Origin of the sequence: Halomonas cupida (genome assembly GCF_900142755.1) — a bacterium.
Lineage (GTDB): Bacteria > Pseudomonadota > Gammaproteobacteria > Pseudomonadales > Halomonadaceae > Halomonas > Halomonas cupida.
On the sequence record NZ_FRCA01000007.1, the window covers coordinates 168,019 to 183,505 of the forward strand.

Here is a 15,487-nt window from a genome sequence, read left to right on the forward strand (position 1 = left end):
GGCTACGGGACTACACCCTGAGCAGTAGGTGCTCTCGTTCCCAGGAGCTGATGACCTGGAAGTAGGCCCTGTGCTCTGCGCGTTTAACAGCCAGGTAACTGTTGGTGAAGCGCTCACCGAGGATATCCGACAGTTCCGAGCACTCCCGCAGCAGGTCCAGTGCCGGGCCGATATCGTCCGGCAGTTTGTTACCGCCGGACCAGGCCGAGCCAACCATCGGCGGGCGGGCCTCGATCTGGCTGACCATGCCAAGATAGCCACAGGCCAGCGATGCGGCCATGACCAGATAGGGGTTGGCATCCGCCCCCGCGAGACGATTCTCGACGCGGGTCGCCGCCGGAGAGGCTACCGGAACCCGCAGCCCCACGGTACGGTTGTCCATCCCCCACTCGACATTGACCGGCGCCGAACCACTGCTGTCGGTACGCATCAGTCTGCGATAGGAGTTGACGTTGGGCGCCAGCAACGGCAAGGCCGCCGGCAGATAACGCTGCAGGCCACCAATGAAGTGATGGAACAGACGGCTGGGCTGACCATCATCACCAACAAACAGGTTATTGCCCTTCTCGGGGTCCACCAGGCTCTGGTGAACATGCATGGAGCTACCCGGTTCATTGGCCATGGGCTTGGCCATGAAGGTGGCATACATGCCATGGCGCAGTGCGGTCTCGCGCAGCACGCGCTTGAACATCACCACCTGATCGGCCAGCGCCACTGGGTCGCCATGCTGGAAGTTGACTTCCATCTGCCCGGCGCCTTCCTCGTGGATCAGCGTATCCAGGTCGAGGTTCATGGCATCGCAGTAGTCGTACATCTCCTCGAACAGTGGGTCGAACTCGTTGACCGCATCAATGGAGAACGACTGACGGCTACTCTCCTGACGTCCGGTACGCCCGATCGGCGGCTCCAGCGGATAGTCGGAATCCGTATTGGTCTTGACCAGATAGAACTCGACCTCCGGTGCCACAACCGGCTTCCAGCCACGCGCGGCGTAGAGCTCTAGAACACGCTTGAGGACATAACGTGGCGACAGGTCCACCGGCTCGCCGGTGAGGTAGTGGCAATCGTGAATGATCTGGGCAGTGGGGTCCTCTGCCCATGGAACCAGGAACGCGGCGTTGGGGTCGGGGACCAGCTCCATATCCCGCTCGGCGGGGTTCCAGAAGCGAATATCCTCATCATCCGGGTACCCTCCGGTGACCGTCTGAATGAAGATCGAGTCCGGGAGGCGCGGGCGGCCCCCGTTGAGGTACTTGCCGGCGGGCATGATCTTGCCCTTGAGAATCCCGGTGAGGTCGGTGACTAGACACTCAACCTCGGTAATGCCGTGTTGTGTAAACCAGTCGTTGAGTGCTGGTGTTTCCTGGCGGTTACTCATGAGAGTTTTCCGTATGATGAATGAACAGCTCGGTGGTTGAGTCCCGACACCACTGGCCTCGACCAGCAGTGTCGGTGCTCCGTAACCCCTACCGAGCTTTTACCTCAGACCACAGTTGTTGGAAGGTCTGGAGTTCTTCGCCCTTGAGGCTGGGCGTGAAATACAGCCGCTGCATTTCCTCATCGGTCGGCTGGGTCGGGGACTCCGTCAGCACTTCATCGAGGTAGGGGCGCGCGGCTTCATTGGGGCTGGCGTAGTAGTTGTAGTTGGACAGCTGCGCACCGATCTGCGCATCCAGCATGAAGTTGATGAACTCGTGGGCCAGATCCGGGTTGGGCGCATCCGCCGGAATCATCATCGCATCGACCCACATTTCTGCACCTTCATCAGGAATGGTGAAGGCCAGGTTGGCGAAGGACTCGGGATCCTCCTCCTTGTAGAACAGGTAGTCGCCGTTGAAGGACATACCGGCATGCACCACGCCACGCGCAAGCTGTTGCAGCGTCGGAGTTCCGTCGGCAAAACCGGAGAAGTTGTCACGGTTCTTGGTTTCGATCAGCGTTCGAGCCGCATTCTTCAGCGAGTCGAGATCTGCGCACTGATAGCCGGCACCGAGATACGCACAGGCGCTGCCCACTGCGACCTGGCCATCCCCGATCAAGGAGAACGGATAGTCGTTGTTGACCTCGGGGTCGAACAGCAGTGACCAACTGTTGGCCGCATCCGGGAAGGTCTCGGTGTTGTAGACCATACCGGTGACGCCCCACTGGTAGGCAGCGGAGTACTCCGCACCAGGATCGAAGATCGGATCCTTGAACTGCGGCATCAGGTTATCGAAGTTGGGCAACTTCGAACGGTCCAGCTTCTGCACCAGGCCGGTCTCGATCAGGCGTGGAATATAGTAATTCGACGGCACGATAACATCGTACTGCGAAGTGCCTCCGGCATTGAGCTTGGAGATCAGCTCAGGGTTGGAGTTGAAGTAGTTCTGCACCACTTCCACATCGAACTGCTCCTCGAACGCCTCGATGATGGCCGGATCCATATACTGGGTCCAGTTGAACAGATACAACTTGCCCTCTTCCGCCTGGGCGCCACCCGCCAGCAACATGCTGCTCAGTGACACTGCCAGTGCAGCTCGCGTCTTGTTGTGGATCATCAGGAGTCTCCTGGTTGTTTTCCCTTGCGTGTCTTCTCGCCCTCAGGCTCGACGACGATTGAACATGAGACTGAACACTGCCGCCAATGCCACGGCACCAATCATCAGTGTGGCAATGGCATTGATCTCGGGCGAGATCCCCTTCTTGATCGCTCCCCAGATATAGATCGGCAAGGTGGCACTTTCCGGCCCTGAGGTGAAGAAGCTGATGACGAAGTCATCCACCGACAGAGTAAACGACAGGAAGAATGCCGATATCAGCGCCGGCTTGATCGTCGGCAACATGAAGTGCACGACCCGCTTGACCGGCGAGGCATACAGATCCTTGGCGGCCTCGAACAGAGTGGGATCCAGACCGACAAAGCGCGAATAGACGATCAGTGCCACAAAGGGGATCTGGAACGTCACATGGGCGATGATCATGGTCGTCAGCCCCGGTTGCAGGAACCCGGTCAGGCGATGGAACTGCACGAAGAAGGCCATTTCCGAGATACCGAACACGATGTCGGGCAGCACGATCGGCAGATAGATCAGGATGATCAACCATCCCAGCTTGCGGTGCCGATGGCGGTACATGCCGTACCCGATCATACAGCCGATCGCCAGCGCGATCACCGAGGAGATCACCGCCAGAATCAGCGTGTTGGCAAAGGCTGACATGATCTGCTCATTACCGAGCAACTGGTGATACCAGCGTAACGAGAAGCCGGTCATTCTGGCGGCGCTGTTGGAAGCATTGAACGAAAACAACATCACCACGGCCAGCGGCAGATAGAGAAAGACCACCGTCAGCCACCAGAATGTCGTCAGGCCACGACGCATTGCTCGCTTGTTCATATCACTACCTCCTCGCCGCCACCCAGCCGCTTGCCGATGCGACGCATGGCAAAGAGCCCGATGAAGGTCGCGATCAGCATCAGGATCGCCCCCGCCGCACCCAACGGCCAGTTGGAGCCTCCCGAGAACTGCGTGGCCACCAGGTTACCCAGCATCATGCCCTTGCCACCACCCAGCAGTTCAGGCACCACGTACATGCCGAAGGCTGGAATCGCCACCAAGACCACCCCTGCCAGCAGGCCGGGCAATGTCTGTGGGAAGACCGCATGCCAGAAGGCCTTGAACGGCGTGGCGTAGAGATCCTGGGCGGCCTCGACCTGAGCGGTATCGAGCTTCTCGAAGGCAGCGTAGAGCGGTAGCACCATGAACGGCAGGAAGTTATAGGCCAGCCCCAGAGTGACGGCGAAGTTCGACGGATACAGGCCCATGTTGGGCGAGATCAATCCGAGGGTCTCGGCAAAGCTGGAAAGCGGTGTCCCAGGCGCCAGCAGGTTCATCCAGCCGAAGGCGCGAATCACCTGGTTGGTCCAGGACGGCACCACCACCGCCAGCAGCATCAACGGGCGCCACTTCTCGCGACAGGTGCTGATGTAGTAGGCGATCGGATAGGCCACGATCACCACCAGCGCCGTCGCCAGGAAGGTCTGCCACAGCGAGCGCAGCAGCGTATAGATATTGCCGGGGCTCCAGCCAAGAAAACCAAAGCCCGCCAGTTGCTTGAAAGACTCCAGCGACAGTGGCATCTGCGGTAGCCCATAGGGCCCATTGGTCATGAAGGCCACTGCCATCAGATAGACGCTGGGCAGTACCAAAAACAAGATGATCCAGGCAGCACCGGGAGTAACGGTGAACAGCAGATGGCGCGCCTCGCGCACCATGGCCTGACTCCGCCCCAGTGTCTGACCACTCTGCATGGCCGTAGTATGGCTATTCGACATGTCTCACCTCATTCGCTCAGCGTGACGAGATCTTCCGGTGCCACCAGCACCGTCACCTCATCGCCTACGTCAGGCATATGCTTGCCGCGATTGTTGACCACCGCCTGCAGGGTGGTTCCGGCCAGCTCGAGGCGAAACTCCGCATGACTACCGCGGTAGAGACGCTCGGCGATGCGGCCATGCAGATGATTGACGCCTTCGACATGGCCCGGCTTGAGGTCGAGTGTTTCGGGTCGAATCAGCACCAGGTCGCCGCCGCCGTCCTGCTCCACTTCCAGTTCGCCGAGTTCTGTGGTCAGACGATTGCCATTGCGCGCCGTCACTCGATACAGGTTGTCATGGCCCATGAAACGTGCCACGAAGGCATTACTGGGTCGCTCATAGACTTCCCGCGGGGCTCCGACCTGCTGAATCTTGCCTCCGTTGAGCACGGCGATACGGTCGGACATGACCATGGCCTCGTCCTGATCGTGGGTCACGAACACGAACGTCATGCCGAGGCGTTTCTGTACCCGCAATAGTTCGACCTGCAACTGGCTGCGCAGGCCTGCATCGAGTGCCGACAGCGGCTCATCCAGCAGCAGCACATCCGGCTCACACACCAACGCCCGTGCCAGAGCGATACGCTGACGCTGACCACCGGAAAGTTGATCAATGCGGCGATCGACAAGATCACCGAGCTTGATGAACTGCGCGATCTCGGCCACCTTCTGCTCGCGCTGGGCGGCTGGCATGCCACGCATCTTGAGGCCGAAGGCGAGATTCTCGCGTACCGAAAGGTGCGGAAACAGCGCATAGGACTGGAATACGGTATTGACGCTGCGGTGGTGGGGCGGCACATCAATGACATCCTTGCCACCGATGTTCAGTTGCCCTTCGTCGGCTTCCTCGAGCCCGGCAAGAATCCGCAGCAACGTGGTCTTGCCACAGCCGGAGGGTCCGAGCAGGGTGAAGAACTCACCCGCCTCGATGGTCAGATCAACCCCGTCCAGCGCTACGGCATCGCGACCGAAACGCTTGTGCAATCCCTGCAGGGTGATCGATGAGGCACCACGTTGCAGGTGACTCTGCTCACCGGTGTCCTCGCCGGAAGGGGCTGCGCTATCTGCGCGCCCAGTGGCATCGACCGCGGTAGTGAAATCGGTCATGGGAAAGGTCCTCTAGATATTATTCTGGCTGTCTGGTTGCCGCTCCAGCAGCTTGTCAGAGTCGGTCACGCAGTTTGTAGAAGGTCGTGGCCAGCACCAGCAACGGTGTACGCAGCCAGCGTCCCCCGGGAAACGCCCGGTGAGGCATGGCAGCGAAGACATCGAAACGCTCGCTCTGCCCGCTGATGGTTTCCGCCAACAGTTTGCCGGCGAGTCCCGCCAGGGCCATGCCATGTCCGGAATACCCCTGTGCATAGTAGATATTGTCGGCCAGACGACCGAAGTCGGGGGCACGATTCAGCGTAATAGCGACATCTCCACCCCAACGATATTCAATATCGATATTGTCGAGTACCGGAAACAGGCGCCGAATCTTGGCATCGATGCGTTGATCCAGGTGACGTGGTGGCTTGCCGTCATAACTGACCTGGCCACCATAGATCAGGCGGCGATCCGCCGAGAGCCGATAGTAATCGAGGACGAAGTTGGCATCCGACAGTGCATCGTTACGCGGCAGCACCAGACTGGCCTGCTCGGCGGACATCGGCTCGGTGGCAATCATGTAGTTGGCCGCGCGCATGATGCGACCACTCATTTTCGGCACCAGGCGATCTCCGTAGGCGTTGGTCGCCAGCACCACATGGTCGGCCACGACACGGCCGCGCTCGGTGGTCACGGTGGCCGGATCCCGGTAATCGATCTCGATCACAGGGCTGTACTGATGCAGGCTGACGCCAGCACGCTGCGCAGCACGGGCCAGGCCAAGGGTGTAATTGAGGGGATGCAGGTGCCCGGCTTCGCTTTCCCACAGGGCTGCCGGATATGCATCGGTTACCACATGCTCGCGCAGTGACTCGCCTTCACGCCACTCCATGGCCGTGTAGCCATAGTCGCGGGCCATGCTTTCCTGCCACTGGCGGAGTTCATTGATATGGCGAGACTTGACCGCCGCATGTAGGTAGCCCCAGGCCAGGTCACAGGGGATCTCGTGACGCTCGACCAGTTCGGCGGTGAGGTTGACCGCTTCACGACTCATGGCCCAGATATCGCGGGCTGCCGACAGACCCAGGGCCTTCTCGATGGTCCCCATATCGGTACCCAGCCCGGGGAGAATCTGACCACCGCTGCGGCCCGAGGCACCGTGACCTACTGTCAGTGCCTCGAGCAACACCACTCGATAGCCACGCTCGGCCAGGTGCAATGCCGTGGAGCAGCCGGTAACGCCTGCGCCGATGACACAGACATCGGCCCGCACATCACCTTCGAGGGGAGGCGCCGGGTCCAGCTCGACTGCAATGGAGTCGCGGTACCAGGACGCAGGTGTCGCGGACGACGAGGAAACTGTCATAAAAAGTCCGTCTCTGTTGCGCATTGCGCTTTGTCGTTATTGGAGACATGGCGATTGAAGACATGCATGCCATGACTGGCATCACCTCTTCAATGTGGCACCATGCCCCCGCACCATGTCAAGAATTCAATAACAAGAATTCATTCAACGAAAGGACAGCAATTCCATAACATTGCCTTGCAACCCAGTAACCACAGTGCTCAAACAACACCATGATGCTGCCACCCAAGGAGCCTCCCCCATACAACAGAGACCAGATAATGCGCTGTCCTGACGATCCCCGCATCGTCTTGTCATGACATTTCCCGTCACTTTCGAACTGCAATATTCGACAGTCTCGCATTCGAAAAGCGCTCGAAAGCGTGCGAGCTGGCGTCAGTGCCGGAGCGCAAAGTATAGGTGAGCCGATGGCGATGCATAAGCATCAACGGATAAACGGGTTCTCTACGGTCACTGCCTGCAGAGAGCGGTGCTGCGGGTTCCCGGGAATCACCGCTGGCGGAGTGCGCCGAGGAAAACGTCCAGCACGCGGTGCGGACGACGGTCACGGCGGGTAATGGTGACAAACGGGGTCGAATACCAGCCAGTCTCGCTGCACAGCGGACGCAAGCGCCCTTCCTCTACCCAGACGTGGGCCTGGTGGTCAGGCAGATAGCCGATGTAGGCCCCGGTCAGAATCAGAAAGGCGGCCCCCTCGCGATCCGAGGATGAAGCGCTGCTGTTCAGCCAGGAGTGACGCTCGCGCCCGGCCTCCGTCAAGGGATAGGACGGCACCACCGCATCCCACTGCGCCAATTGCTCGAACTCCGGGTCCTCGGCGACGGAAAACAACGGATGTTCACGGGAGCAGTAGAGACGCGAGATTTCTTCGTAGAGATCCCCTGCCTCAATGCTGGCAGGCAAATTGACCGCCGGTACCACACCAACATGCAGGCGCCCATCGACGACGGCTCGAGCAATCTCCCCCGGCGGCTCCATCATCATGTTGATACGCACATCGGGTCCCTGTTGTTTGAGGTCCGCCAGTGCGTGGGTGATGCGCATCTCGGGAGAACTCACCAGGGTGTCGGTAATACCGATATTGAGCTCACCGCGCAGGCTGTGATGCAATGCGTTGACCTCGTTGCGGAAGGCCTCGAGACCGGCCAGTAGACGGCGCGCGCCTTCCAGCACTTCGCGACCTTCCTCGGTCAGCGCGAAGCCTCCTCGACCACGGCGGCAGAGCTTCAGCCCCAGCCGTTTCTCGAGGTCGCCCATGTGCAGGCTGATCGCCGAGCGACTGATCCCCAACTCGCCCTCGGCTGCCGAAAAGCCGCCGCACTCCGCAACCGCCTTGAAGACCCGCAACAGGCGGATATCGAAATCGGTGACCGGACTCTGATGGGAGCGCGTTGACTTCATGATGCCTCGCTGCTGCATACCGCACAGCCCGGATCCTTCGGCACGCGGAAGTGTCGCCACTCGCCACTCAGACCATCGAAGGTCGACAGCCCTTGATGAGGCTGGCCGGCACCGGTGAGCAGCTTGACGGCCTCCAGAGCCTGGAAACTGCCGATTATCCCCACCAGTGGCGCAATCACACCACTCTCGGCACAGGACAACGCCTCATCGCCCTGATCATCGGGAGGATACAGGCAGGCATAACAGGGACTATCGGCATCCGCGCCATCAAAGACCGCCAACTGCCCGCCGAACCGAATGGCGGCCCCGGACACCAGCGGTACTCCCGCCGTGACACAGGCCTGATTGATGGCATAGCGACTGGAAAAGCGATCCGTACAATCCAGCACCACATCCGCCTCACTGACAACAGCGCGCAAGGCTTCGGCCTCGAGACGATGATCAATGGCGGTGATGCGACAACCGGGATTGAGCGCCCGCGCGGATGCGGCCGCGGACTCGGCCTTGTTGACGCCCAGGTCGGACTCGCCATGGGCGATCTGACGTTGCAGGTTGGAGACCTCCACCAGATCATCGTCAGCGATGGTCAAGCGCCCCACCCCAGCGGCGGCCAGGTAGAGCGCCACTGGAGAGCCAAGCCCTCCCGCTCCGATGATCAGGGCGTGCCCGTCCAGCAGACGCTGCTGGCCCTCGATATCCACTTCGTTGAGCATGATCTGCCGGCTGTAACGCAGCAGCTGCTGGTCTGTCATACTCAAGATCGCCCAGCCTCCAGCATCAGTTCACTTCTCCTATTAACATGGCAATCAAATAGCTCATCCTGATCGATTTGATTGTCGCCCACACCACACTGGCGCAGATGCACGGATCTGCTGGTGTGGTGCGGCCTCGCGTCGGCCTGATGGCCGACGGCGACACGTCCCTGTGTCGCCATTAACCCAACATAAAAGCATGCCGGGTTAATATCAGTAGTCTAAATCCGCCAGTAGCCTGGATCCGCTCACTTGTCGTCGAATTCATCGAGATCCGGCACATGGAGCGAGTAGTCTTCCTTGACCTCTTCCATCACCACATAGCTCTTGGATTCCTTCACTCCCGGAAGCGTCAGCACCACATCCCCCAGCAGCTGGCGGTAGGCCGACATCTCGGGAATACGGCACTTGAGGATGTAGTCGAACTGGCCGGAAACAAGGTGACATTCCTGAATCTGCGGCAGCCTGGAGACGGCACGACGAAATTCGTCGAACACCGCTGGCGACTGTGTCTCGAGACTGATCTCGACGAACACCAGCAGATTGGCCTTGAGCATGCGTGGGTTGAGCACCGCCTTGTAGCCACGAATCACCCCCGCCCTTTCAAGCCGTTTGACACGCTCGAGACAAGGAGTGGTCGACAGGCCGACCTGAGCGGCCAGATCAACATAGGAGACACGGGCATTATCCTGCAGGCAGCGCAGAATCTTGAGATCAATACGATCGAGAGAACGATTGCGGTTTTTCATTGTAATCCTGAAGTTGAGTCGGGAGCGCCAATCCAGATCGCAAGAGTCATCACCGGAAGACTAGGGAGAATGCCATCTGCGACAATCTCTCGCGTGGAAACGGATTTTTTCGAATTATTTTAATGTTGAATCTGTAGCATATCGCAAAAAACTGCTCCACCAATCAGCTTCAACGCTAGCTGGCTCGATACTCGCTACGACACTGTTTCCGCGGCCCTGTTTCTGCTTCTACGGCCCTGTCTCTGCGACGCAGTTTCTCCTGCGCGACAGCGGGCAGCTTCATGACAGTCGGCCAGGGGCTCCACGCACGACGGCTGCAATCGCTACACGACGTCCCCAGAACACCCCAGGCTGACACGATCATTGCCACCAAGGTCAGCGATACTGGTCACCTGATGATAGCCATGCTGCTCCAGAATGGAGCGCACCGCCTCTGCCTGACGATAGCCATGCTCGACCAGCAGCCAACCGCCCTCACGTAGATGCCTCCGCGCCTGGTCCACAATACGGCGAATGTCATTCAGCCCCTTGTCGGCCGCCACCAGCGCGCGTCTTGGCTCGAAACGCACATCACCGAGCCGCAGGTGAGGATCTTCACCATCGATATAGGGTGGGTTGGAGACGATCAGGTCGAAGCGCTGTCCTGACAGGGCCGTAAACCAGTCGCTGACCAGGAACTGTGCATGGAGACCATGGCGCTGCGCATTGCGCGTCGCCAGTTCGACCGCTTCGGCGGCAATGTCCACTCCCGTGACTTGCCACTCGGGACGCTCACTGGCAAACGCCAGGGCGATGGCGCCGGTTCCGGTTCCCAGATCGAGAAGGTCGCCCTGAACTGATGATGCCCGGGCCAACGCGGCCTCGACCAGGGTCTCGGTGTCCGGGCGAGGAATCAGCGTGCAGGATGAGGTTGCCAGGGCCAGTCCCCAGAACTCTCTTTCCCCGGTCAGATAGGCAATCGGCTGCCCCTGGCAGCGTGCCGCCACCAGAGCCTCGAAGCGTGCCCGCTGCCAGACAGCCCAATGCCGATCGCCCCAGGTGTAGAGCCAGGCACGATCCACTCCCAGTACATGCATGGCAAGCGCTTCGGCATCGACCCGCGGCGAGGGAGACCCGGCCTCCTGCAGGCGTGACGCCATGCGCGCCAACAGGATATCGATACGCATCAGGATTCCTGCTGTAGAGCCGCCAGTTGCTCGGCCTGAAACTCGTGGATCAGGGGTTCGATGACCTCGTCCAGGCCATCACCGGTAATCACTTCGGACAGCTTGTAGAGGGTCAGGTTGATGCGATGATCGGTAACTCGCCCCTGGGGGAAGTTGTAGGTGCGAATGCGCTCGCTGCGGTCACCCGAACCGACCAGCGAACGCCGTGCATCGGCCTGCTCCTGCTGCCGACTGGCCACCGCCGCCTGCTTGAGTCGAGCCGCCAGCAGCGACATGGCCTTGGCCCGGTTCTTGTGCTGGCTCCGTTCTTCCTGGCACTCCACCACCACGCCGGTAGGCAGGTGTGTGATGCGGATCGCTGAGTCGGTGGTGTTGACGTGCTGGCCACCGGCACCGCTGGAACGGTAGGTATCCACACGCAGGTCCGCCGGGTTGATGTCGACATCGGTCACTTCATCCGCCTCGGGCATGATCGCCACGGTGCAGGCCGAAGTATGAATGCGCCCCTGGGACTCGGTGGCCGGAACCCGCTGCACGCGATGCGCACCGGACTCGAACTTCAGGCGCGCATAGACGCCATCGCCCTTGACCCGGGAAATCACTTCCTTGTAGCCGCCCTGTTCGCCGTGACTGGCGCTGACGATCTCGACCTTCCAGCCATGGTTCTCGGCATACCGGGAGTACATGCGAAACAGGTCACCGGCGAACAGGGCCGCCTCATCGCCACCAGTGCCGGCTCGTACCTCGAGGAACACACTGCGGCCATCATCGGGGTCCTTCGGCACCAGCAGGCGTTTGAGCTCGACTTCCAGCTCCTCCAGCCTGGCCATGCCTTCATCGCGCTCCATCTGCGCCAGCTCACGCATCTCGGCATCAGAGTCGTCAGCCATCTGTTCGGCAGTCGCGACATCTTCTTCAACGCTCCGATAATCGCGCCAGGTCTCGACCAGTGACTCGAGCTCGGAATATTCACGGGAGTAGTCACGGAAACGTGATTGGTCGGAGATGACATCGGGTTCCGACAGCAGCGCGGAGAGTTCCTCGAAGCGTTCGACAAAGGTATCGAGACGCTGACGCAGAGAGGCTTTCATCGGCAATTCCTTGAAATCATGTAGGGCAAGAGGTTCGGCGCGACTATCCCCGGACACCGCAGGTCAAGGGTGGCTTCTGATGGCTGAGGCAGATGAAGAAAGCTAGTGGCCTCGCTCGCCATCACCCAGCAGCAGCTCCGAGGCCGCTTCGAGCAGCTCCTGCCGCTCGTCGGCAGCGGCTCCACGCAGTGCCAATGTCGGCTGATGCAGCAGGCGATTGGTCAACTGGTGCGCCAGGCGGCGCACGACCTGCTCGGCATCCTCTCCGCGCGCAAGACGATCCAGCGCCTGCTGCTGCGCTTCGTCCCGCAGGCGTTCACCGTGGGAGCGCACGTCACGAATGACTTCGCCGGCGCTGCGGATGCGGCGCTCATGATGCCAATGGTTGACACCATGCTCGATCAGCGCCTCCGCCTGATCCGCCGCCACCTGGCGGTGACGACGATTCTCCTCGATAACCTCCTGCAGATCATCGACGGTATAAAGGAAGATATCGCTGAGATCGCCGACCTCCGGTTCGATATCGCGCGGAACGGCGATATCGACCATGAATACCGGGCGATGGCGGCGGCGCTTCAGAGCCCGCTCGACCATCCCCTTGCCGAGAATCGGCAGCGGCGCGGCGGTTGAGGAAATGACAATGTCGGCACCTTCGAGCGCCTCGGGAATCTCGTCGAGACTGATCGCCTGCCCTCCCAGCTCTCCGGCCAGTTGACTCGCTCGTTCCCGGGTACGATTGGCCACAGTCAGCTTGCGCACCCCGGCTTCGTGTAGATGGCGTGCCACCAGCTCAATGGTCTCGCCGGCACCGATCAGCAGTGCCGAAGCAGTGGATAGATCATCGAAGATACGGCTCGCCAGACTGACCGCTGCATAGGCCACGGATACCGGGTTCTCACCGATCCCCGTCTCGGTACGTACCTGCTTGGCCACGGCGAAGGTATGCTGGAAGAGACGTTCAAGCTCACCGCCCAAACCCTTGGCTTCTCGCGCGGCCTGATAGGCATCCTTGAGTTGTCCGAGAATCTGCGGCTCACCGAGCACCATGGAGTCCAGCCCCACGGCAACACGCATCAGATGCCGCGCCGCTTCACCATCGACATAGTGATAGGCACAACGGGTCAGCTCTTCCACGGGAAGGGCGTGAAAGTGACTCAGCCACCCCAGCACCTCCTGCTCACCGCGTTCATCAGTGATGCAGTACAGCTCGGTGCGATTGCAGGTCGACAACACCGCTGCTTCCCGGACCTGCGGCAACGCACGCAGCTCCGTCAGCGCTGCTGCCAGCTGCGACGGTCCGAAAGCCACTTTTTCACGCACTTCGATGGCGGCGGTGCGATGGTTGATGCCAAGGGCGAGCAGGGTCATGCGTTCGACGTCTTCACCAGATAATGTCCGGGCGGCATTCGTCCTGATAGCCAGTAACCAAAGGTCACGAACAACCGGACGATTCACGACAAGAGTTCACTACCGCCCCGTCGGTGAATCACCAGCTGATTGATTCACCATCAGGGACAAGGTGTCGTATATGGCCGCACCGCAAGGCCGCACATTCTAGCATAGCGACACTGGTTCCGACTCCCCCTTCCGAGTCGCGCCTTCTTCGCCACATTCCTCGCCCCTCACCTCCTCTTCTTCTACAGAGATGTGCTTTGCCAAGCCTCGCCAAGCCGTTATCCTGAAGATTCCTACAGATATGGTGATTCGGGTATGCCCAGCGATGTGCGCAATCGACAGATGACGAGACCGCTGATCTGCAAGCCTCTGGTCACACACACCCTCCCGGCGCTGGTGCTCTCGGTGCTGCTGGGAGGTTGCCAGGGTTTCGGTATCGCGCCATCCAGCGCCGAAACCCGAGACCCCATGATCAATGCGCCGCCGATCACCCGCGGTCTGGACGCAGGAGGACTGTCCACTCTGCTCATTGCCGAGATGGCGGGCCTGCGTGGCGATTATCGCCGGGCCAGCGAGGGCTATCTCAAGGCCGCGCAACGCTACCAATCACCTGCTCTTATCGAGCGGGCTACACTGGCCGCCCGCTTCGCCGACGACCCGCTGCTGGTCGAGGAAGCCGCACGCCGCTGGCAATCCATATCTCCTGAAGCTCAGCCCGCGGCCGAGATTCTGAGCACCCTCGCCAGCAGCCGCGGCGACTGGCAGGAAGCACTGCGCCAATCGCTGATCGTCAGCGAGAATCGCGATGACAGCGATATCACCCGTTTCGTCGATACCGCGCTATCCGCCGGTGCCCGTCCGGAGCGACTGGCCGAGCCATTACGCGACGAATTGTCACAGCCACGACTCAGCGCCCACTTTCGTGCCGACCTGACGCTGGCACTGGCCCTGACCGACGCCGCCCTTGGTGATCTGAATCAGGCACGGACACGACTGGATTCACTCGGCAACACCGCCAGCCAGATGCCACCGTACTGGCTGGTCGCCTCGCGCATCGCGCTGGACCGCGAGCGACCCAGTGAGGCGCGACGAGCCGCCCAACGTGGTCTGGCCCTGTCGCCGGAAGATCCTCGTTTCCTGCTACTGATGACCCGCGCCGACATTCTGCTCGGCAACCTCACCTCGGCACGCAGCAACGCCGATGCGCTGATCGAGTTACGCCGTGATGTGCCCCTGTTGAAAGTCGGGCTGGCTCAACTGTTTCTCGAGGAAGGCTACCCTGACGAAGCGTCCCGCCTGCTCACACCAGTGGTCGGCGAGCCCAACACGCCTTCGCCGGTGTACCTGATGCTCGGCGACATTGCCGCGGATCAGGGGGATGTCGAGAATGCCCTCCTTTATTACCGGCAGGTTCCGGAAGGACCGGACTTCCTCCTGTCACGACACAATGCCGCCCAGGCGTTGATCGACGCAGGGCGCCTGATTGACGCCCGCGACTTCCTGCGGTCCGAGCGACTGCACTCCAGTGAGTCCTACAGCGAACTGGTGATCATCGAAAGTGAGCTGCTCGATAGCCAGGGCCAGCAGGCCGAAGCCGATGAACTGCTGCGCCGAGAACTGGAGCGCGTTCCGGATGATGGCGAACTGCGTTATTTCCGTGCCATGCGAGCCTGGGGGAATGGCGATGCCGACACCTCGGAGAGCGACCTTCGCACCCTGATTCAGCATCAGCCGGACAATGCCACTGCACTCAACGCCCTCGGCTACACTCTGGCCGACCAGGGCGATCCCGAGGATCTGGATGAGGCCGAACGCCTGATCAAGCGCGCTCATGAACTTCAGCCCAACAACCCTGCCATTCACGACAGTCTCGGCTGGGTAGCCTATCAGCGCGGAGACCTGGACACCGCGCTACGCTGGATAGAACAGGCCTGGGCACAGATTCCCGACCAGGAAGTCGGTGCCCATCTCATCGAAGTGCTGTGGGACCTTGGTCAACAGCAGCGCGCACGCGACCTGCTGCAGCAGGCGCAACGACAGTTCTCCGAACACCCGCTGATCGATGAGCTGATTCAACGCAGGCCGGAGATTGCTCGTTGAGCGCCCGACTCACCGAGGATCAACT

The 15,487-nt window shown here is 60.6% G+C and carries 14 protein-coding genes; 1 reads left to right on the forward strand and 13 read right to left on the reverse strand.

Annotated elements, in window-relative coordinates:
* Nucleotides 1-10: 10 nt before the first annotated feature.
* From BUE38_RS13880 to hemA, 13 genes are all read right to left on the reverse strand, one after another.
* Nucleotides 11-1,378, reverse strand: a complete 1,368-nt coding sequence (locus BUE38_RS13880; RefSeq protein WP_073435811.1) for a glutamine synthetase family protein — start codon at nucleotides 1,376-1,378, stop codon at nucleotides 11-13.
* A gap of 88 nt (nucleotides 1,379-1,466) precedes the next feature.
* The gene (locus tag BUE38_RS13885) at nucleotides 1,467-2,537 is read right to left on the reverse strand and encodes an ABC transporter substrate-binding protein (protein WP_073435812.1); all 1,071 of its coding nucleotides are present in this window, start codon (nucleotides 2,535-2,537) and stop codon (nucleotides 1,467-1,469) included.
* Between the two features lie 42 nt (nucleotides 2,538-2,579).
* Complete coding sequence (locus BUE38_RS13890) at nucleotides 2,580-3,374, reverse strand: ABC transporter permease (RefSeq protein ID WP_084541946.1); 795 nt, start codon at nucleotides 3,372-3,374, stop codon at nucleotides 2,580-2,582.
* Nucleotides 3,371-4,312 carry an ABC transporter permease gene (locus BUE38_RS13895; RefSeq protein ID WP_234986986.1) on the reverse strand — a complete coding sequence of 314 codons (942 nt, stop codon included), beginning with the start codon at nucleotides 4,310-4,312 and terminating at the stop codon, nucleotides 3,371-3,373. The genes BUE38_RS13890 and BUE38_RS13895 overlap by 4 nt, the downstream gene beginning before the upstream one ends.
* 8 nt (nucleotides 4,313-4,320) lie before the next feature.
* The gene (locus BUE38_RS13900) at nucleotides 4,321-5,460 is read right to left on the reverse strand and encodes an ABC transporter ATP-binding protein (protein ID WP_073435813.1); all 1,140 of its coding nucleotides are present in this window, start codon (nucleotides 5,458-5,460) and stop codon (nucleotides 4,321-4,323) included.
* Between the two features lie 55 nt (nucleotides 5,461-5,515).
* Nucleotides 5,516-6,808 (reverse strand): NAD(P)/FAD-dependent oxidoreductase, encoded by a 1,293-nt coding sequence (locus BUE38_RS13905; protein ID WP_073435814.1) that lies wholly within the window; start codon nucleotides 6,806-6,808, stop codon nucleotides 5,516-5,518.
* A 489-nt stretch (nucleotides 6,809-7,297) separates the two neighbouring features.
* A complete protein-coding gene (locus BUE38_RS13910; RefSeq protein ID WP_073435904.1) occupies nucleotides 7,298-8,209 on the reverse strand; it encodes a LysR family transcriptional regulator in 912 nt (303 codons plus the stop codon).
* The gene (locus BUE38_RS13915) at nucleotides 8,206-8,961 is read right to left on the reverse strand and encodes a HesA/MoeB/ThiF family protein (protein WP_073435815.1); all 756 of its coding nucleotides are present in this window, start codon (nucleotides 8,959-8,961) and stop codon (nucleotides 8,206-8,208) included. The genes BUE38_RS13910 and BUE38_RS13915 overlap by 4 nt, the downstream gene beginning before the upstream one ends.
* Nucleotides 8,962-8,963: 2 nt before the next feature.
* Nucleotides 8,964-9,143 carry a hypothetical protein gene (locus BUE38_RS22620; RefSeq protein ID WP_143166332.1) on the reverse strand — a complete coding sequence of 60 codons (180 nt, stop codon included), beginning with the start codon at nucleotides 9,141-9,143 and terminating at the stop codon, nucleotides 8,964-8,966.
* Nucleotides 9,144-9,209: 66 nt separating this feature from the next.
* Nucleotides 9,210-9,710 (reverse strand): Lrp/AsnC ligand binding domain-containing protein, encoded by a 501-nt coding sequence (locus tag BUE38_RS13920; protein ID WP_073435816.1) that lies wholly within the window; start codon nucleotides 9,708-9,710, stop codon nucleotides 9,210-9,212.
* Nucleotides 9,711-10,033: 323 nt separating this feature from the next.
* Entirely contained in the window at nucleotides 10,034-10,876 is an 843-nt protein-coding gene (gene prmC, locus BUE38_RS13925; protein ID WP_073435817.1) for a peptide chain release factor N(5)-glutamine methyltransferase, read from the reverse strand.
* Entirely contained in the window at nucleotides 10,876-11,967 is a 1,092-nt protein-coding gene (prfA, locus tag BUE38_RS13930; RefSeq protein WP_073435818.1) for a peptide chain release factor 1, read from the reverse strand. The genes prmC and prfA overlap by 1 nt, the downstream gene beginning before the upstream one ends.
* 102 nt (nucleotides 11,968-12,069) lie before the next feature.
* Nucleotides 12,070-13,335, reverse strand: a complete 1,266-nt coding sequence (gene hemA, locus BUE38_RS13935; RefSeq protein ID WP_073435819.1) for a glutamyl-tRNA reductase — start codon at nucleotides 13,333-13,335, stop codon at nucleotides 12,070-12,072.
* A 342-nt stretch (nucleotides 13,336-13,677) separates the two neighbouring features.
* On the opposite strand from hemA, the gene BUE38_RS13940 reads away from it, so the two are divergent.
* On the forward strand, nucleotides 13,678-15,462 hold the full coding sequence (locus tag BUE38_RS13940; protein WP_234986988.1) for a tetratricopeptide repeat protein: 1,785 nt from the start codon (nucleotides 13,678-13,680) through the stop codon (nucleotides 15,460-15,462).
* Nucleotides 15,463-15,487 lie beyond the last annotated feature (25 nt).

Coding starts and splice junctions, on each gene's coding strand:
- prmC (WP_073435817.1), bottom strand. CDS start 10,876: ATGCGTATCGATATCCTGTTGGCGCGCATGGCGTCACGCCTGCAGGAG.
- BUE38_RS13920 (WP_073435816.1), bottom strand. CDS start 9,710: ATGAAAAACCGCAATCGTTCTCTCGATCGTATTGATCTCAAGATTCTG.
- BUE38_RS13905 (WP_073435814.1), bottom strand. CDS start 6,808: ATGACAGTTTCCTCGTCGTCCGCGACACCTGCGTCCTGGTACCGCGAC.
- BUE38_RS13885 (WP_073435812.1), bottom strand. CDS start 2,537: ATGATCCACAACAAGACGCGAGCTGCACTGGCAGTGTCACTGAGCAGC.
- BUE38_RS13900 (WP_073435813.1), bottom strand. CDS start 5,460: ATGACCGATTTCACTACCGCGGTCGATGCCACTGGGCGCGCAGATAGC.
- BUE38_RS13910 (WP_073435904.1), bottom strand. CDS start 8,209: ATGAAGTCAACGCGCTCCCATCAGAGTCCGGTCACCGATTTCGATATC.
- BUE38_RS13880 (WP_073435811.1), bottom strand. CDS start 1,378: ATGAGTAACCGCCAGGAAACACCAGCACTCAACGACTGGTTTACACAA.
- prfA (WP_073435818.1), bottom strand. CDS start 11,967: ATGAAAGCCTCTCTGCGTCAGCGTCTCGATACCTTTGTCGAACGCTTC.
- BUE38_RS22620 (WP_143166332.1), bottom strand. CDS start 9,143: ATGGCGACACAGGGACGTGTCGCCGTCGGCCATCAGGCCGACGCGAGG.
- BUE38_RS13890 (WP_084541946.1), bottom strand. CDS start 3,374: ATGAACAAGCGAGCAATGCGTCGTGGCCTGACGACATTCTGGTGGCTG.
- BUE38_RS13895 (WP_234986986.1), bottom strand. CDS start 4,312: ATGTCGAATAGCCATACTACGGCCATGCAGAGTGGTCAGACACTGGGG.
- hemA (WP_073435819.1), bottom strand. CDS start 13,335: ATGACCCTGCTCGCCCTTGGCATCAACCATCGCACCGCCGCCATCGAA.
- BUE38_RS13915 (WP_073435815.1), bottom strand. CDS start 8,961: ATGACAGACCAGCAGCTGCTGCGTTACAGCCGGCAGATCATGCTCAAC.
- BUE38_RS13940 (WP_234986988.1), top strand. CDS start 13,678: ATGCCCAGCGATGTGCGCAATCGACAGATGACGAGACCGCTGATCTGC.